The 17,127-nt window shown below is 39.5% G+C and carries 18 protein-coding genes and 1 other annotated feature; of the genes, 17 read left to right on the top strand and 1 reads right to left on the bottom strand.

Annotated elements, in window-relative coordinates; all coding sequences use genetic code 11:
* Positions 1–29 precede the first annotated feature (29 nt).
* Positions 30–842, top strand: coding sequence for a LicD family protein (locus B7695_RS03990; protein WP_084889843.1), 813 nt, complete (start codon positions 30–32; stop codon positions 840–842).
* Positions 843–937: 95 nt separating this feature from the next.
* On the opposite strand, the gene B7695_RS03985 is transcribed toward B7695_RS03990, so the two are convergent.
* A complete protein-coding gene (locus tag B7695_RS03985; protein WP_084889841.1) occupies positions 938–2,416 on the bottom strand; it encodes an oligosaccharide flippase family protein in 1,479 nt (492 codons plus the stop codon).
* A 124-nt stretch (positions 2,417–2,540) separates the two neighbouring features.
* On the opposite strand from B7695_RS03985, the gene mecA reads away from it, so the two are divergent.
* The 16 genes from mecA (at position 2,541) to B7695_RS03895 (ending at position 17,082) form a co-directional block, all read left to right on the top strand.
* Positions 2,541–3,278: an adaptor protein MecA gene (gene mecA, locus B7695_RS03980; protein WP_084889839.1), complete on the top strand. Its 738-nt coding sequence runs from the start codon at positions 2,541–2,543 to the stop codon at positions 3,276–3,278.
* Positions 3,279–3,430: 152 nt separating this feature from the next.
* Positions 3,431–4,717 (top strand): homoserine dehydrogenase, encoded by a 1,287-nt coding sequence (locus B7695_RS03975; RefSeq protein ID WP_084889837.1) that lies wholly within the window; start codon positions 3,431–3,433, stop codon positions 4,715–4,717.
* Position 4,718: 1 nt separating this feature from the next.
* The gene (thrB, locus tag B7695_RS03970) at positions 4,719–5,588 is read left to right on the top strand and encodes a homoserine kinase (RefSeq protein WP_084889835.1); all 870 of its coding nucleotides are present in this window, start codon (positions 4,719–4,721) and stop codon (positions 5,586–5,588) included.
* Between the two features lie 204 nt (positions 5,589–5,792).
* Entirely contained in the window at positions 5,793–6,731 is a 939-nt protein-coding gene (gene msrB / locus B7695_RS03960) for a peptide-methionine (R)-S-oxide reductase MsrB (protein ID WP_084889833.1), read from the top strand.
* A gap of 60 nt (positions 6,732–6,791) precedes the next feature.
* Entirely contained in the window at positions 6,792–8,516 is a 1,725-nt protein-coding gene (locus B7695_RS03955; RefSeq protein WP_084889831.1) for an ABC transporter ATP-binding protein, read from the top strand.
* Between the two features lies 1 nt (position 8,517).
* A complete protein-coding gene (locus tag B7695_RS03950) occupies positions 8,518–10,266 on the top strand; it encodes an ABC transporter ATP-binding protein (protein ID WP_084889829.1) in 1,749 nt (582 codons plus the stop codon).
* A gap of 114 nt (positions 10,267–10,380) precedes the next feature.
* The gene (locus B7695_RS03945) at positions 10,381–11,640 is read left to right on the top strand and encodes a TRZ/ATZ family protein (protein WP_084889827.1); all 1,260 of its coding nucleotides are present in this window, start codon (positions 10,381–10,383) and stop codon (positions 11,638–11,640) included.
* A 76-nt stretch (positions 11,641–11,716) separates the two neighbouring features.
* Positions 11,717–11,852: a sequence feature (ribosomal protein L10 leader region), on the top strand.
* A 38-nt stretch (positions 11,853–11,890) separates the two neighbouring features.
* Positions 11,891–12,391, top strand: a complete 501-nt coding sequence (rplJ, locus tag B7695_RS03935; protein ID WP_001287277.1) for a 50S ribosomal protein L10 — start codon at positions 11,891–11,893, stop codon at positions 12,389–12,391.
* A 72-nt stretch (positions 12,392–12,463) separates the two neighbouring features.
* Positions 12,464–12,832 (top strand): 50S ribosomal protein L7/L12, encoded by a 369-nt coding sequence (gene rplL, locus B7695_RS03930; RefSeq protein ID WP_001196965.1) that lies wholly within the window; start codon positions 12,464–12,466, stop codon positions 12,830–12,832.
* A gap of 201 nt (positions 12,833–13,033) precedes the next feature.
* On the top strand, positions 13,034–13,207 hold the full coding sequence (locus tag B7695_RS03925; RefSeq protein ID WP_080982957.1) for a hypothetical protein: 174 nt from the start codon (positions 13,034–13,036) through the stop codon (positions 13,205–13,207).
* A complete protein-coding gene (locus tag B7695_RS03920; protein ID WP_084889825.1) occupies positions 13,204–13,983 on the top strand; it encodes a replication initiator protein A in 780 nt (259 codons plus the stop codon). The genes B7695_RS03925 and B7695_RS03920 overlap by 4 nt, the downstream gene beginning before the upstream one ends.
* 98 nt (positions 13,984–14,081) lie before the next feature.
* Positions 14,082–15,440: a DNA (cytosine-5-)-methyltransferase gene (gene dcm / locus B7695_RS03915; protein ID WP_084889824.1), complete on the top strand. Its 1,359-nt coding sequence runs from the start codon at positions 14,082–14,084 to the stop codon at positions 15,438–15,440.
* Entirely contained in the window at positions 15,424–15,873 is a 450-nt protein-coding gene (locus B7695_RS03910) for a hypothetical protein (protein WP_000645900.1), read from the top strand. Before dcm ends, B7695_RS03910 begins: the two co-directional genes overlap by 17 nt.
* Positions 15,866–16,246, top strand: coding sequence for a thioredoxin domain-containing protein (locus B7695_RS03905; RefSeq protein ID WP_084889822.1), 381 nt, complete (start codon positions 15,866–15,868; stop codon positions 16,244–16,246). Before B7695_RS03910 ends, B7695_RS03905 begins: the two co-directional genes overlap by 8 nt.
* 12 nt (positions 16,247–16,258) lie before the next feature.
* Entirely contained in the window at positions 16,259–16,492 is a 234-nt protein-coding gene (locus tag B7695_RS03900; RefSeq protein ID WP_000840776.1) for a hypothetical protein, read from the top strand.
* Positions 16,493–16,494: 2 nt separating this feature from the next.
* Positions 16,495–17,082 carry a CPBP family intramembrane glutamic endopeptidase gene (locus B7695_RS03895; RefSeq protein WP_084889820.1) on the top strand — a complete coding sequence of 196 codons (588 nt, stop codon included), beginning with the start codon at positions 16,495–16,497 and terminating at the stop codon, positions 17,080–17,082.
* The last annotated feature ends 45 nt before the right edge of the window (positions 17,083–17,127 follow it).

The following is a 17,127-nucleotide window of genomic DNA, read 5'->3' as shown; positions in this document are numbered from 1 at the left end:
AATGTAAAAAGATTAGGAGTGAATAATAGATGTCAGAGAAAATTTTGACTCTTGAAGAAATTAAACAAATTGAATTAGATATTTTAAACTATTTGCATGAATTGTGTGAGGAGCATGAAATCAAGTATTTTATTGATTTTGGAACCTTGCTAGGAGCTGTACGCCATAAAGGTTTTATTCCTTGGGATGATGATACCGATATTTCTTTGGCTCGAGATGAATTTGAAAAGCTCTATGAGATATTAAAAAATGAAAAACATCCCTACTACAGATTAATTTCATATAGAGAAACAAAAGGCTACCCTTATACATATATGAGAGTTTATGATGTGAGGACAAGAAGAGATGCTAATCTTTTAGATAAGTCGGTTGTTCTAGGTACTTGTGTTGATATTTTCCCATACGATGGGGTTGTTACAGATGAACGTGATAGAAAAAAGATGAGGCTTTATAAACAATTTATTCGACTTTCGTCTCTGAATTTTAAAGGAGTCAAAATAGATAATGGAGGTGTCAAAAATTTACCACGTTATTTTGCATCTACAATTTTTAGACTGACTTCTCCACAGAAATGGAATGAAAAATTGGAGAAGTTAGCTTTGCAATATGATGTTGGGCAGGCTACAGATCTTGCATGTACTACCTATGACTCTTACTATCCAAGTGGAATTAAGAAAGAGTGGCTATATGATACAATTGAAATGCCATATGAGAATATTCTTGTGAAGGTTCCTAGAAAATTCCATGAGATTTTGGTTTACGAGTTTGGTAAAGACTATATGACTCCTCCACCTATTGAAAATCAAAATCCAGGAACTGATAAAAATTACTGGATTGATTAATTTATGAGCAAGTTGCTTTGATTTGATAATTCGATAAAATAAATAACCTACCTATTTACTGGATATTCCTTGTTTTAGATAGGTAGGTGATTTTTTTAATTTCTTTTAATCTTAGCAAGAGCAAGATTGAGTGCATAATGGAATGTTTTATCTTTTGTGATAAAAAGTATCAAGAGATAGTAGATTCCACAGGTTGCAACAGTCGAGAGAACCATGAGTATCATATTGAGGTTGACTATATAAGAGTTGATTTGGAAAAGGAATTTAAACGCAAAATAGATCGGAATGAATCCGAGCGATACAATAGTATAGCGTGTTAAAGTAGTAAAGATTTCTTTTAAGTCAAGCAGATGATGTTTCTTGATAAAGTAAATTTCCAGTAGAACAACTACAGTTTCTGCAATAATAGTAGTAGCAATGTAGTACTCTGGTGCAAAAATATTATTGAAATATAAGAGACTGTTGAGTAGGATATTAGCGCCGCCACCAATAAAGTAAAAGGCTGTTAAACGATTTTCGTGGTCGTTGATGAAGATAATTTGTTTACCAAGGATTAACTCAATGGCCCAAATGATAGTCCGAAAAGCGAAGACACTAGTCACAATACCAGCTTCAAGGTATTTTTCAGAAGAATAGATGACTGCAGCGTAGTTCCCTAATACCATAATCCCAATACTGGTTGGAATGATAAGGAAATAAAAGAGGGCGGCTCCTTGGTTTAGAAGATTTTTATAAGATTCGTAGTCTTTCTTACCGAGATAGTAGCCGAGACGTGGAATACTAACGTTGATAGCTCCACTCAGGACACTGGCAATCAACATAACGATGCTAGAAGCAATGGTGTAATAAGAAATGTAGTTTTCATCAGGTCCTTTGGTAATAAACATTCTATCAAGTAAGGTGTAGAGCATATTGGCATTAGCTAGAAGCAACATGGTCAAGAGTGGTTTAGATGCTTTGACTAATTCGACAAGACCAATCTTAACAAAGGAAACTTCTCTCTTGATCCAGAGAAAACTGAGTAGATAGTTGAGAATTGTCGTTGCACTCATGATGATTGCATAAGGTACGATATCATTTGGAGTTTTTACAAAGGTGAAGATAGCGACCAACATGGCAATACGAATAACCAATGTTTTATATAAGATGAATGCATAATTTTCATAAGCTTCATTCATCCACTCGATATAAAGGAATTGGAAGAGAGCCTGGACACCAAGTATATAGTAGAGTTCTTTCAAATTTTCAATACTATTATCTAGATAAATAAATAGGAAATAGATACTTGTTGTTAGAACAGATGTAATAATGGATATATAGAATAACTTAGAGAAAACATAGTTGATTTTATTTTTATCGTCCTTGACCTTACTGATAGCTCGAATTCCGTAGTTATAGATTCCAAAGGCGGCTAAAGGAATGACAAAGCTAGCCCAGGTATTAGCAGTATTGAAGTAACCGTAGTTGGATTTGCTGAGAATCCGAGTCAGATAAGGATTGGTTATCAGCGGAAAAACGATATTGAGAACATTGACTAGTAAGCTAGCCAGTGCATTAACTTTTATATTTTTCATTGTACTTTCTTTCTTGTATTGTAAAATGGTCTCTAGTATTATATCACATTCTCGCTCCATTCTTTTGATAAAATCGTAAAAATCTAGTATAATAGATAGAACTGAAAGTATGAGGTTACTAGCAATGAAAATGAAACAAATTAGTGATACAACTTTGAAAATCACGATGTCTTTAGAGGATTTGATGGATCGAGGAATGGAGATTGCTGACTTTCTTGTTCCTCAAGAAAAAACAGAAGAGTTCTTTTATGCTATCTTAGATGAGTTAGAGATGCCTGAGAGCTTTTTGGATACAGGCATGTTGAGCTTCCGTGTGACTCCAAAACCTGATAAGGTTGATGTCTTTGTAACCAAGTCAAAGATTGACCAAAATCTAGATTTTGAAGATTTATCGGATTTACCAGACATGGAAGAATTGGCTCAGATGTCGCCAGATGAATTTATCAAAACTTTAGAAAAAAGCATCGCAGACAAAACCAAGGATGACATCGAAGCCATTCAATCTCTAGAGCAAGTAGAAGCCAAGGAAGAAGAGCAGGAGCAAGCTGAACAAGAAGTTGAGAACAAGAAAGAGCCTTACATCTACTACATCCTTTCTTTTTCTAAGTTAGCTGACTTGGTAGCTTTTGCTAAGACAGTGACTTTTGAGATGGAAACTTCTGAACTCTACAAAATGAACGAGCGCTATTATTTGACCATTTTAGTGGATATTGAAAATCATCCAAGTCCATATCCAGCTTGGCTGTTGGCTCGTATGCGCGAGTTTGCGGACGATAGTGACATCAGTCGCTCAGTCTTGCAAGAGTATGGCCAAGTCTTGATGAATCACGATGCAGTACTTAATCTGCAAAAGATTGGATAATCATTTCTGGAAAATTATTTCTAGATTTTAGGAAGAGCGAATCATTTGATTCGTTTTTTTCTTTTCTAGACTGAAATAGTGATTTACTATAATAGGAATTTTCACAAAATTCTGTTATAATGGCTATATTAGAAAATTTCGAGGAGACAAACATGACAGTTAAAATTGCTTTACTAGGATTTGGTACCGTTGCAAGTGGCGTGCCTTTCCTCCTAAAGGAAAATGGAGAAAAAATCAATCAATCAGCACATTCAGAGATTGAAGTTGCCAAGGTATTGGTCAAAGATGAAGATGAAAAGAATCGCTTGCTTGCAGCAGGGAATGACTTTAACTTTGTAACCAATGTGGATGACATTTTATCAGACCAAGACATTACGATCGTAGTGGAATTGATGGGACGTATCGAACCTGCTAAGACCTTTATCACTCGTGCCTTGGAAGCTGGGAAACACGTTGTTACTGCCAACAAGGATCTTTTGGCTGTCCATGGTGCAGAATTGCTAGAAATCGCTAAAGCTAACAAGGTAGCACTTTACTACGAAGCAGCAGTAGCGGGAGGTATTCCAATTCTTCGCACTCTAGCAAATTCCTTGGCTTCTGATAAAATCACGCGTGTGCTTGGAGTAGTCAACGGAACTTCTAACTTCATGATGACCAAGATGGTGGAAGAAGGATGGTCTTACGATGATGCTCTGGCGGAAGCTCAAAGACTTGGTTTTGCAGAAAGTGATCCGACAAATGACGTAGATGGGATTGATGCAGCCTACAAGATGGTTATTTTGAGCCAATTTGCCTTTGGTATGAAAGTTTCATTTGACGATGTAGCTCACAAGGGAATTCGCAACATCACACCAGAAGACGTAGCTGTAGCTCAAGAACTTGGTTATGTAGTGAAATTGGTTGGTTCTATTGAGGAAACTCCTTCAGGAATTGCTGCAGAAGTAACTCCAACCTTCCTACCTAAAGCGCACCCACTTGCTAGTGTGAATGGGGTAATGAACGCTGTCTTTGTAGAATCTATCGGTATCGGTGAGTCTATGTACTATGGACCAGGTGCGGGTCAAAAACCAACTGCAACAAGTGTTGTGGCGGATATTGTCCGTATCGTTCGTCGTTTGAATGATGGAACCATCGGTAAAGATTTCAACGAATACAGCCGTGAATTGGTCTTGGCTAATCCAGAAGATGTCAAAGCAAACTACTACTTCTCAATCTTGGCACCAGACTCAAAAGGTCAGGTCTTGAAGTTGGCTGAAATCTTCAATGCTCAAGATATTTCCTTCAAGCAAATCCTCCAAGACGGAAAAGAGGGTGACAAGGCGCGTGTCGTTATCATTACACACAAGATTAATAAAGCCCAGCTTGAAAATGTTTCAGCTGAATTGAAGAAGGTTTCAGAATTTGACCTCTTGAATACCTTCAAGGTGCTAGGAGAATAAGATGAAGATTATCGTACCTGCAACCAGTGCTAATATCGGGCCAGGTTTTGACTCGGTTGGTGTAGCTGTAACCAAGTATCTTCAAATTGAGGTTTGCGAAGAACGAGATGAGTGGTTGATTGAACACCAGATTGGCAAATGGATTCCTCATGACGAGCGTAATCTCTTGCTCAAAATTGCCCTACAAATTGTACCAGATTTGCAACCAAGACGCTTGAAAATGACCAGTGATGTTCCCTTGGCGCGTGGTTTGGGTTCTTCTAGCTCGGTTATTGTTGCTGGGATTGAACTAGCCAACCAATTAGGCCAGCTCAACTTATCTGACCATGAAAAGTTGCAGTTGGCGACCAAGATTGAAGGGCATCCAGACAATGTAGCTCCAGCCATTTATGGTAATCTTGTTATTGCAAGTTCCGTTGATGGACAAGTTTCAGCTATCGTGGCTGACTTCCCAGAGTGTGATTTTCTAGCTTACATTCCTAACTATGAATTACGCACTCGCGATAGCCGCGGTGTCTTGCCTAAAAAATTGTCCTATAAGGAAGCTGTTGCTGCTAGTTCTATTGCCAATGTGGCCGTTGCAGCCTTGTTGGCAGGAGACATGGTGACAGCTGGGCAAGCAATCGAGGGAGACCTCTTCCATGAGCGCTATCGTCAGGACTTGGTAAGAGAATTTGCTACGATTAAACAAGTAGCCAAAGAGAATGGTGCCTATGCAACCTATCTCTCTGGTGCAGGACCAACAGTGATGGTCTTGGCTTCTCATGATAAGATGCCAACGATTAAGGCAGAATTGGAAAAGCAACCTTTCAAAGGCAAACTACATGATTTGAAAGTTGATACCCAAGGTGTCCGTGTCGTAGCAAAATAAAGAATAGAAGATAGGATGGGGAAACTCTCGACCAGAGGGCTTCCTATCCTTTTTTTGAAAAGAAGTCTAGTTAATACTCTTCGAAAATCAAATTCAAACCACGTCAGCTTCGCCTTGCCGTACTCAAGTACAGCCTGTGGCTAGCTTCCTAGTTTGCTCTTTGATTTTCATTGAGTATAAAAACTTGATAAAGGAGAAATAAAGATGGCAGAAATTTATCTAGCAGGTGGTTGTTTTTGGGGCCTAGAGGAGTATTTTTCACGAATTTCTGGAGTGCTAGCAACCAGTGTTGGCTACGCTAATGGGCAAGTCGAAACGACCAATTACCAACTACTCAAGGAAACAGACCATGCAGAAACGGTTCAAGTGATTTATGATGAGAAGACAGTGTCACTCAGAGAGATTTTACTTTATTATTTCCGAGTCATCGATCCTTTATTGATTAATCGACAAGGGAATGACCGTGGTCGCCAATATCGTACTGGGATTTATTACCAAGATGAAGCAGATTTGCCAGCTATCTACACAGTGGTACAGGAGCAGGAGCGCATGCTGGGTCGAAAGATTGCAGTAGAGGTGGAGAAACTGCGCCACTACATTTTGGCTGAAGACTACCACCAAGACTATCTTAAGAAGAATCCTTCGGGTTACTGTCATATCGATGTGACGGATGCTGAGAAGCCATTGATTGATGCCTCTTACTATGAAAAGCCTAGTCAAGAGGTGTTGAAGGAAAGCTTAACTGAAGAGTCCTATCGTGTCACCCAAGAAGCTGCTACAGAGGCTCCGTTTAGTAATGTCTATGACCAAACCTTTGAAGAGGGCATTTATGTAGATATTACGACGGGTGAGCCACTCTTCTTTGCTAAGGATAAGTTTGCTTCAGGTTGTGGTTGGCCAAGTTTTAGCCGTCCGATTTCCAAGGAGTTGATTCATTATTACAAAGACTTGAGCCATGGAATGGAGCGAATTGAAGTTCGTTCTCGGTCAGGCAATGCTCACTTGGGTCATGTTTTCACAGATGGACCTCGGGAGTTAGGTGGCCTCCGTTACTGTGTCAACTCTGCCTCTCTGCGCTTTGTGACCAAGGATGAGATGGAAGAAGCAGGATATGGCTATCTACTGCCTTACTTAAATAAATAAAACAGAGAGGGTGGGCACTTCCCACTTTCTTTATTTCCAGAATACGAATAAAAGGGATTTATGAAACATTTACTATCTTACTTTAAACCCTACATCAGAGAATCGATTTTAGCACCCTTGTTCAAGCTACTTGAAGCTGTGTTTGAGCTCTTAGTTCCTATGGTGATTGCTGGGATTGTTGACCAATCCTTGCCCCAGAGAGATCAAGGTCATCTATGGATGCAGATTGGTCTACTCCTTATCTTTGCAGTAATTGGTGTTGTAGTGGCCTTAATAGCTCAGTTCTACTCAGCTAAGGCTGCGGTTGGATTTGCCAAAGAATTGACAGGTGATCTCTATCGCCATATTATTTCCTTGTCCAAGGACAGCAGAGACCGTCTGACAACTTCTAGTTTGGTGACACGCTTGACTTCGGATACCTATCAGATTCAGACTGGGATCAATCAATTCCTGCGTCTCTTTTTACGAGCGCCTATTATCGTTTTTGGGGCTATTTTTATGGCTTATCGCATCTCAGCTGAGCTGACTTTCTGGTTCTTGGTCATGGTTGTCATTTTGACTATTGTTATTGTAGGGCTGTCTAGACTGGTTAATCCTCTCTACAGTGTTCTCAGAAAGAAAACGGACCAACTGGTTCAGGAAACACGTCAGCAATTACAAGGAATGCGGGTTATTCGTGCTTTTGGACAAGAAAAACGAGAGTTACAGATTTTTCAAACTCTTAACCAAGTCTATGCTAGATTACAAGAAAAGACAGGTTTCTGGTCTAGTTTATTACCCCCTCTGACCTATCTGATTGTTAATGGAACTCTCCTCGTCATCATCTGGCAGGGCTATATCTCAATTCAAGGAAGCTTGCTTAGTCAAGGTGCCTTGATTGCTCTTATCAATTATCTATTGCAGATCTTGGTGGAATTGGTCAAACTAGCTATGCTGATAAATTCTCTCAACCAGTCCTATATCTCAGCCAAGCGAATCGAGGAAGTCTTTGCCGAAGCTCCAGAAGATATTCATTCAGAGTTAGAACAAAAGCAAACTACCAGTAATCAGGTTTTACAAGTCCAAGAACTGACCTTTACCTATCCTGATGCGGCCCAGCCTTCTCTGAGAGACATTTCCTTTGATATGAAGCAAGGGCAAATCCTTGGTATCATTGGGGGAACAGGTTCTGGTAAATCAAGCTTAGTGCAAGTCATCCTTGGACTTTACCCAGCAGACAAGGGGAGCATTGACCTTTATCGAAATGGATCTAGTCCTCTTAATTTGGAGCAGTGGCGGTCTTGGATTGCCTATGTGCCCCAAAAAGTCGAACTCTTTAAGGGAAGCATTCGTTCCAACTTGACTCTAGGTTTCAATCACGAAGTAACGGACCAAGAACTTTGGCAGGCCTTGGAAATTGCGCAAGCAAAGGATTTTGTTAGTGATAAGGAAGAACTCTTGGATGCTCTAGTTGAGGCAGGAGGGCGAAATTTCTCGGGAGGTCAAAAACAAAGGCTGTCTATCGCACGAGCAGTCTTGCGCCAGGATCCGTTTCTCATTCTAGATGATGCTACCTCGGCACTGGACACTATCACTGAGTCCAAACTCTTGAAAGCTATTCGAGAAAATCTGCCAAATACGAGCTTAATTTTGATTTCTCAACGGACTTCGACACTTCAGATGGCTGACCAGATTCTCCTCTTAGAAAAAGGAGAGCTCCTAGCTATCGGCAAGCACGAGGACTTGATGAAATCCAGTCAAGTCTATCGCGAAATCAATGCATCCCAACATGGAAAGGAGGACTAGCATGAGACGACAAACTGCAAACCAGATGCTTAAACGTTTGGCCAAAGATTTAGCAAACCATCCCTTCCTCCTTTTCCTAGCCTTTCTAGGAACCATTGCTCAAGTTGCTCTGTCCATCTATTTGCCAATCTTGATTGGGCAGGTCATTGACCAGGTTCTAGTGGCTGACTCTTCACCAGTTTTTTGGCAAATTTTCATTCAGATGATCTTGGTGGTTATAGGAAACACTTTAGTTCAATGGATCAATTCTCTCCTCTATAATCGCCTAATCTTCTCTTATACCAGAGACTTGCGAGAGCGAATCATCCAGAAGGTCCATCGTTTACCGATTGCTTTTGTAGATCGGCAAGGCAGTGGAGAAATGGTCAGTCGTGTAACCACGGACATAGAACAGTTGGCAGCTGGCTTGACCATGATTTTTAACCAATTTTTCATTGGAATCTTGATGATTCTGGTTAGTATACTAGCCATGCTTCAGATTCATCTCCTCATGACTCTCTTAGTCTTGCTGTTGACGCCACTATCCATGGTGATTTCACGCTTTATTGCTAAACGCTCCTATCATCTCTTTCAGAAGCAAACAGAGACAAGGGGGATTCAGACTCAGTTGATTGAAGAATCGTTGAACCAACAGACTATTATCCAGTCTTTTAATGCTCAGACAGAGTTTATCCAAAGACTGCACGATGCCAATGACAACTATGCAGGTTATTCGCAGTCAGCTATCTTTTATTCTTCAACGGTTAATCCTTCGACTCGCTTTGTCAATGCACTCATTTATGCCCTTCTAGCTGGAGTGGGAGCTTATCGTATCATGATAGGCTCTACCTTGACCATTGGGCGCTTAGTGACCTTTTTAAACTATGTTCAACAGTACACCAAGCCTTTTAACGATATTTCTTCAGTTTTGGCTGAGTTGCAAAGTGCTCTGGCTTGTGCAGAGCGTGTTTATGGAGTCTTAGAGAGTCCTGAGGTGGCTGAAACAGGTAAGGCAGTCTTGACCAGTGACCAAGTTAAGGGAGCTATTTCTTTTAGACATGTCTCTTTTGGCTACAATCCTGAAAAGATTTTGATTAAGGATTTATCTATTGATATTCCAGCTGGTAGCAAGGTGGCTATCGTTGGTCCGACAGGTGCTGGAAAATCAACCCTTATCAATCTCCTCATGCGGTTTTATCCCATTAACTCAGGAGATATCATGTTAGATGGTCGTTCCATTTACGACTATACCCGGGCATCATTGAGACAACAGTTTGGCATGGTGCTCCAAGAAACCTGGCTCAAGCAAGGAACCATTCATGACAATATTGCCTTTTGCAACCCTGATGCTAGTCGGGAGCAGGTGATTGCTGCTGCAAAAGCAGCCAATGCAGACTTTTTCATTCAACAGTTGCCGCAGGGCTATGATACTAAGTTGGAAAATGCGGGAGCATCTCTTTCTGTTGGTCAAGCTCAGCTCTTGACCATTGCCCGAGTCTTTCTGGCTATTCCAAAGATTCTTATCTTAGACGAGGCAACCTCTTCCATCGATACACGGACAGAAGTACTGGTTCAGGATGCCTTTACCAAACTCATGAAGGGGCGCACAAGCTTTATCATTGCCCACCGCTTGTCAACCATTCAGGATGCGGATATGATTCTAGTCTTAGTGGATGGCGACATTGTTGAGTATGGGAACCATCAGGAACTCATGGCTAAGAAGGGCAAGTATTATCAAATGCAGCAAGCTGCAGCTTTTAGCTCTGAATAAGCCATTCTAATTTCGAACTCTTATAGATAAAACAGTTGCCTTCGGGTGACTTTTTTGTTACAATAGCTAGAAAAATTGTTCACTTTAAATTGTCTTTTAGAAAAGGAGCCTATAATGAAAGTCTATCAGCATGTAAATATCGTGACTTGTGACAAAGATTTCCATGTCTATCTAGATGGAATCTTATCTGTTAAAGATTCTCAAATCGTCTATGTTGGTCAAGAGAAGTCAGAGATTTTAGAGCAAGCTGAGCAGATTATAGACTATCAGGGAGCCTGGATTATGCCTGGTTTGGTCAATTGCCACACCCATTCTGCTATGACAGGCTTGAGAGGGATTCGAGATGATAGCAATCTCCATGAATGGCTCAATGACTATATCTGGCCTGCAGAAGCAGGATTTACTCCCGACATGACTACTAAGGCGGTCAAAGAAGCTCTGACAGAGATGCTCCAGTCAGGAACAACAACCTTTAATGATATGTATAATCCCAATGGTGTGGATATTGAGCGGATTTATCAGGCAGTGAAAGATTCCAAGATGCGTTGTTATTTCTCACCGACTCTTTTTTCTTCAGAGGCAGAGACAACTGCTGAGACCATAAGCAGAACACGCGCCATTATCGAGGAAATCATAGAAAATGAAAATCCAAATTTCAAGGTTATGGTAGCCCCACATTCTCCCTACAGCTGTAGTAGAGACTTGCTGGAAGAAAGTTTAGACATGGCAAAAGAACTAAATATTCCTATCCATATCCACGTGGCGGAGACCAAGGAGGAGTCAGGCATTATCCTGAAACGATACGGTAAACGTCCTCTTGCTTTTCTCGAAGAACTGGGTTACTTAGATCATCCGTCCGTCTTTGCTCACGGGGTCGAATTAAACGAGAAAGAAATTGAACGCTTGGCAACTTCTCAAGTGTCTATTGCCCACAATCCTATCAGTAACCTCAAACTGGCATCAGGGATTGCTCCCATCATCCAACTGCAAAAATCAGGAGTGGTTGTCGGAATTGCGACAGATTCGGTTGCTTCCAATAACAACCTTGATATGTTTGAGGAAGGAAGGACAGCAGCCCTTCTTCAGAAGATGAAAAGTGGAGATGCCAGCCAGTTTCCAATCGAAACAGTCCTCAAGGCACTGACAATCGAAGGGTCTAAGGTCCTAGGAATGGAAAATCAGATAGGAAGTCTGGAAGTAGGTAAACAGGCAGATTTTCTCGTTATTCAACCACAAGGGAAAATTCATCTCCAACCTCAGGAAAATATGCTGTCTCACCTCGTTTATGCAGTCAAATCCAGTGACGTTGATGATGTCTATATTTCCGGACAACAGGTTGTCAAGCAAGGCAAAGTTTTGACGGTAGAACTTTAAAAGAAAAATCACGAAAAAATTTTAAAAAAAGTTTGCAAAAATCTTGCATTCTTTTTTTGACTATGCTATACTTATATACGGTTTGAAAAAACTGCCTAAGACAGTAGGGGAGCTCGACTCATAAGTATCCTACCGAGGACAAAACGTATCATGTAAAAAGAAGCGTATTGTACTTTCGTGTCTAGGTTTGGGCGCGTTTTTCTTTTGGAAAAATTCCCCAAGCAAAATAATAACGGAGGTGAACACACTAATGAGTGAAGCAATTATTGCTAAAAAAGCGGAACTAGTTGACGTAGTAGCTGAAAAAATGAAAGCTGCTGCATCTATCGTCGTTGTAGACGCTCGTGGTTTGACAGTTGAGCAAGATACAGTTCTTCGTCGTGAGCTTCGTGGAAGCGAAGTTGAGTATAAAGTGATTAAAAACTCAATCTTGCGTCGTGCAGCTGAAAAAGCTGGTCTTGAAGATCTTGCATCTGTATTTGTTGGACCATCTGCAGTAGCATTTTCTAACGAAGATGTTATCGCACCAGCGAAAATCTTGAACGACTTTTCTAAAAACGCTGAAGCACTTGAAATCAAAGGTGGTGCAATCGAAGGCGCTGTCGCATCTAAAGAAGAGATTCTTGCTCTTGCAACTCTTCCAAACCGCGAAGGACTTCTTTCTATGCTCCTTTCTGTACTTCAAGCGCCAGTGCGCAACGTTGCTCTTGCAGTCAAAGCGGTTGCAGACAACAAAGAAGACGCAGCTTAATCTTAAGCTACGCAGCGTAGCCTAGCTACGAAAATCTATTATAAATTTAAAACATATTTGGAGGAAATAACAATGGCATTGAACATTGAAAACATTATTGCTGAAATTAAAGAAGCTTCAATCCTTGAATTGAACGACCTTGTAAAAGCTATCGAAGAAGAATTTGGTGTAACTGCAGCTGCTCCTGTAGCTGTTGCTGCAGCTGGTGCTGCTGACGCTGGTGCTGCTAAAGATTCATTCGACGTTGAATTGACATCTGCAGGCGACAAAAAAGTTGGCGTTATCAAAGTTGTACGTGAAATCACAGGTCTTGGACTTAAAGAAGCTAAAGAACTTGTTGACGGTGCACCAGCACTTGTTAAAGAAGGCGTTGCAACTGCAGAAGCTGAAGAAATCAAAGCTAAATTGGAAGAAGCTGGAGCTTCAGTTACTCTTAAATAAGAGGCATATACCAATTAGAATTCGGAATACTATAGTATCAGCCTTTTAGAATCGTGAACACATTTTAGAAACTGATAAATTAATTTAGTTTCCTACCAAAAACCCTACCAAAAATTAATTTGGCAGGGTTTTTCTTTTTAACAATTTTATCGTGGAGAACAGTTGAATATTGTTCTCCTTTTTTTATTTTCAGGAGGGAAAATGACAAAAGAATTACAATCATCACGATATATTGTCATTTCATTTTTAGTACGTGAAATGGGAATTGACATTGTTGAAGCCATCACTCTTATGGCAGAATTAGAAAAAAGTGGCTTGGTTCGATTGGAATCAAGTGGAGATTTAATACTCAAAGAACTTGGAGGAGCGCTATGAAACGAATTACCGCAAATCAATATCAAACTTCAGAACGGTATTATAAATTACCTAAAATTCTTTTTGAGGATGAGAAATATATGGATATGAAACTAGAAGTAAAGGTGGCTTATTCTATTTTAAAAGATCGTTTAGAATTATCTCTCAGTCGTGGTTGGATAGATGAAGAAGGCGCGGTTTATTTAGTATTTTCTAATTCTAAATTGATGAGGCTGTTAGGTTGTTCGAAGTCAAAATTACTGTCCATCAAAAAAATTCTTAAAGAATATGACTTAATTGATGAAGTCCAACAGTCTTCGAGTGAGAAAGGAAGACTAGCTAATAAGATTTATTTAGGGGAATTATCTTCTACCCCAGTATCTAGTTCACACAGGCCTAGTGTTAAAAAAGGACTAGGGCAGGCTGAAAATGAAACGGCCCCCGTCTCACATTCAGCCCCTAGTGAGACTGAAGTTAGTGAGACTAAACATAGTGAGACTGATTCTTTATTTATTGAGGATGAGGAGGAGAGGAATACTCAACCTATCTTGAGAAGAAAAGTAGAAAAGGTCACAAAATATGATCGAGATTATATTTGGGGATTGGTACAAGATCAATTTAGACGAGAGGGTTTTTCTGAAACAGCCAGTGAAATTGCTATGACTGATTTTGAGAGAATCTATCAGTATGCTCTTGACAATGTTCGCTTTGTGAGACGAGCAGAAGTACTTGCTGAATTTGTGTTTAATGGCTTGTATTCCGTTTGGAATAATCGTGTTAGAAAAGGAGGTGGTTAAATGTCGCTAATCGAGTGGGTATTAGTCATTCTTATTTTAATTTCAAGTGGAGTGACAGTTTGGACATTGATAGTCGATCAGGAAGGGGTGATCAAGAAATGAGGTTTATTGATTTATTTTCAGGTATCGGTGGCTTTCGACTTGGAATGGAAAGTGTCGGACATGAGTGTATTGGATTTTGTGAGATTGATAAATTTGCTAGGAAATCTTATAAGTCCATTTTTCAAACAGAAGGAGAAATAGAATTTCATGACATACGAGATGTTTCAGATGACGAATTTAAAAAACTTAGAGGGAAAGTCGATGTCATCTGTGGGGGATTCCCTTGTCAAGCATTTTCAATCGCAGGAAGACGATTGGGATTTGAAGATACTAGAGGCACTTTATTCTTTGAAATTGGTCGGGCGGCCAAACAAATCCAACCACGTTTTCTTTTTCTTGAAAATGTTAAAGGCCTACTCAATCACGATAAGGGACGGACGTTCACCACAATCCTTACCACGCTTGATGAGTTGGGGTTTGATGTTGAGTGGCAGTTGCTTAACAGTAAGGATTTTGGCGTTCCCCAAAACAGAGAGAGGGTGTTTATTATCGGACATTCTAGAAAGAGAGGTACCAGACTCTTATTTCCTTTCAGACGAGAAGGTCAAACAACTAACTCTGAGACTTTAAAAACACTAGGGAATTTGAATCCATCAAAAAGTGGAATGAGCGGTAAAGTCTATTATTCAGAAGGTCTTGCACCAACCTTAGTTCGTGGAAAAGGAGAAGGATTCAAGGTTGCGATTCCTTGTATGACACCAGACAGATTAGACAAGAGACAAAATGGGAGACGCTTTAAGGAAAACCAAGAGCCGATGTTTACTTTAAATACTCAGGATCGTCATGGTATTGTCGTTGTTGGAGATTTACCGACTAGCTTTAAGGAGACAGGTCGAGTCTATGGAAGCGAGGGCTTATCTCCAACACTGACTACGATGCAAGGAGGAGATAAAATTCCCAAAATACTGATTCCAGAACCAATCCAATTTCTAAAAGTCCGGGAAGCAACTAAAAAAGGGTATGCTCAAGCAGAGATTGGAGATTCAATCAATTTAGAAAGACCAAGTTCTCAGTATCGTCGTGGTAGAGTTGGAAAAGGTATAGCGAATACATTAACAACTAGTGGTCAAATGGGAGTAGTAGTGGCTAGCTATGAAGGAGAAGATAAACAAGTTTACCATGTAGCTGGTGTTTTAATAGATGGACAATTTTACCGTTTGAGAATACGACGAATCACTCCTAAAGAGTGTTTTCGACTGCAGGGCTTTCCTGATTGGGCTTTTGAAGCTGCTAGAAAAGTCTCTAGTAATAGTCAGCTCTATAAACAAGCTGGTAATAGTGTAACTGTTCCTGTGATTGCCGCAATCGCAAAAAAATTAAAAGAAATAGAGGAAAAAGATGAAAGCGCTAAATAAAGAGTCAATACTATATTGTGATGAATTAGAAACAGAATTACATGATGCAGAAATGATGCAGTTGGATGAACAAATATTTTTGATGCCCAATTATCCATGTGAGTTTGAGGTGACATTTTTAGATTATTACCATAAAAAACACAATTACCCCCTATTTTACGAATCCTATCTTCAAAACATTATGGAATTCCTTGAAAGTCAGGATATAAAGAACGGAGCTGATGCCTTTATAGATGATAATCATAATCTTGTTTTTGTTTTATATGGGCAAGGCTATCGAGCCGAGGGAAAAGAGGGAATACTTACAACCCAAGTAACTGTAAAAGCTTATGATGAAGACAAGAAATCAATTAACTTCTCCAATTTATTAGATTCCTTAATCGTCTCAGAATATCAAATGGAACCGAATCTTTGGGAGGTCTCACATGATTGATCTCTATCTAAGTAAAAATAACCATAGAAATCAACTTCTTTTAGAATTCTTCCAAAACTATGGCATTGAGGTATCCTGTCATTCGATTTCTGAAATGACAAGGGATAAATTAATTGAGATGATGAGCTATTCTTCAGATTGTTTTGAGTTTTTATCTCCTAATTTATTACGATTTAAGAACCGTGACAATTTAAGACTAACGGATTTCATTGAAATGATATTAAAAAATCCTGAACTAACCATCAGACTTCCTCTTGCAGTTTCAAATAAGCGAGTTTATCCAAATTTGAATTTTGAAGAGGCTAGAGCTCTATTGCCTAGAGACACGAAACAATTGATTTACATGGAACAAACACATTATTTATCTAGTTAAAGGAGAAGCAATATGGCTGAACGATTTTGGGAGAACTTGTCCATTATTTTGGCTGAAAGAAATATCAGCTGGATTGAGTTAACCAGAAAAATGTTTGCGGGAGAATTTCACTATCCAAGTGAATTGAATCGTTTGTATCAAAAGATTCGCCACTACAAGATGGAACAACGAATGCCTCAAAGTCCATGGGTAGAAAGGATTGTGCAGGTATTAGATTTAGATTATGAAGATTTATTTCGGAGGTAACTATGAAAAGAATAATTCCAGTTTATATATTCCAACAAGTAAATGTCCTATTGGTATCCCTTTACTTACTGAAATTGCTTTGTATCGGTGAGTTAACTATACTAGAGATTCTCTATTGTGGGTCGCTCATTTCTTTTTTATGGATGTATGATCAACGAAAACAAGTGGTCAAGGTCAATATGAAAATTAGGATAAAGTGGTTTGGTATTGGATTCATTAGCCTACTGATTATAAGTCTATGTTTTAGCCTAATCCATGCTCAAGGAAGCACGAATCAAGCAAACTTAATTGGCCTTCAACATCAGGTTCCTTGGTTTTCATTTTTATTGTTCTTAATCAATGCGAGTATGGTTGAAGAATTTTTGTATCGAGAAATTTTATGGAACTTGGTCAAAAAATTAGATATCAGAATTGCGTTGACAAGTGTTTTGTTCGCTTTAGCTCATCATCCAGGAACCATTCTAGCTTGGTGTTTGTATGTTTCACTTGGGATGTTTTTAGGGCTTGTACGCTATAAATCTGACTTATGGGGCAGTATGGGGCTACATTTAGTGTGGAATCTATCAGTCTATGTCTTATTTTTTCTTTAATAATAGCTGGTCCGTCTTACGTATGGGTTAATTTTGAAATAAAAA

This window comes from Streptococcus mitis (genome assembly GCF_002096845.1).
GTDB classification, from domain to species: domain Bacteria; phylum Bacillota; class Bacilli; order Lactobacillales; family Streptococcaceae; genus Streptococcus; species Streptococcus mitis_A.
Note: the sequence above shows the minus strand (reverse complement) of the source record. Positions and strands in the feature narration are given on the sequence as shown.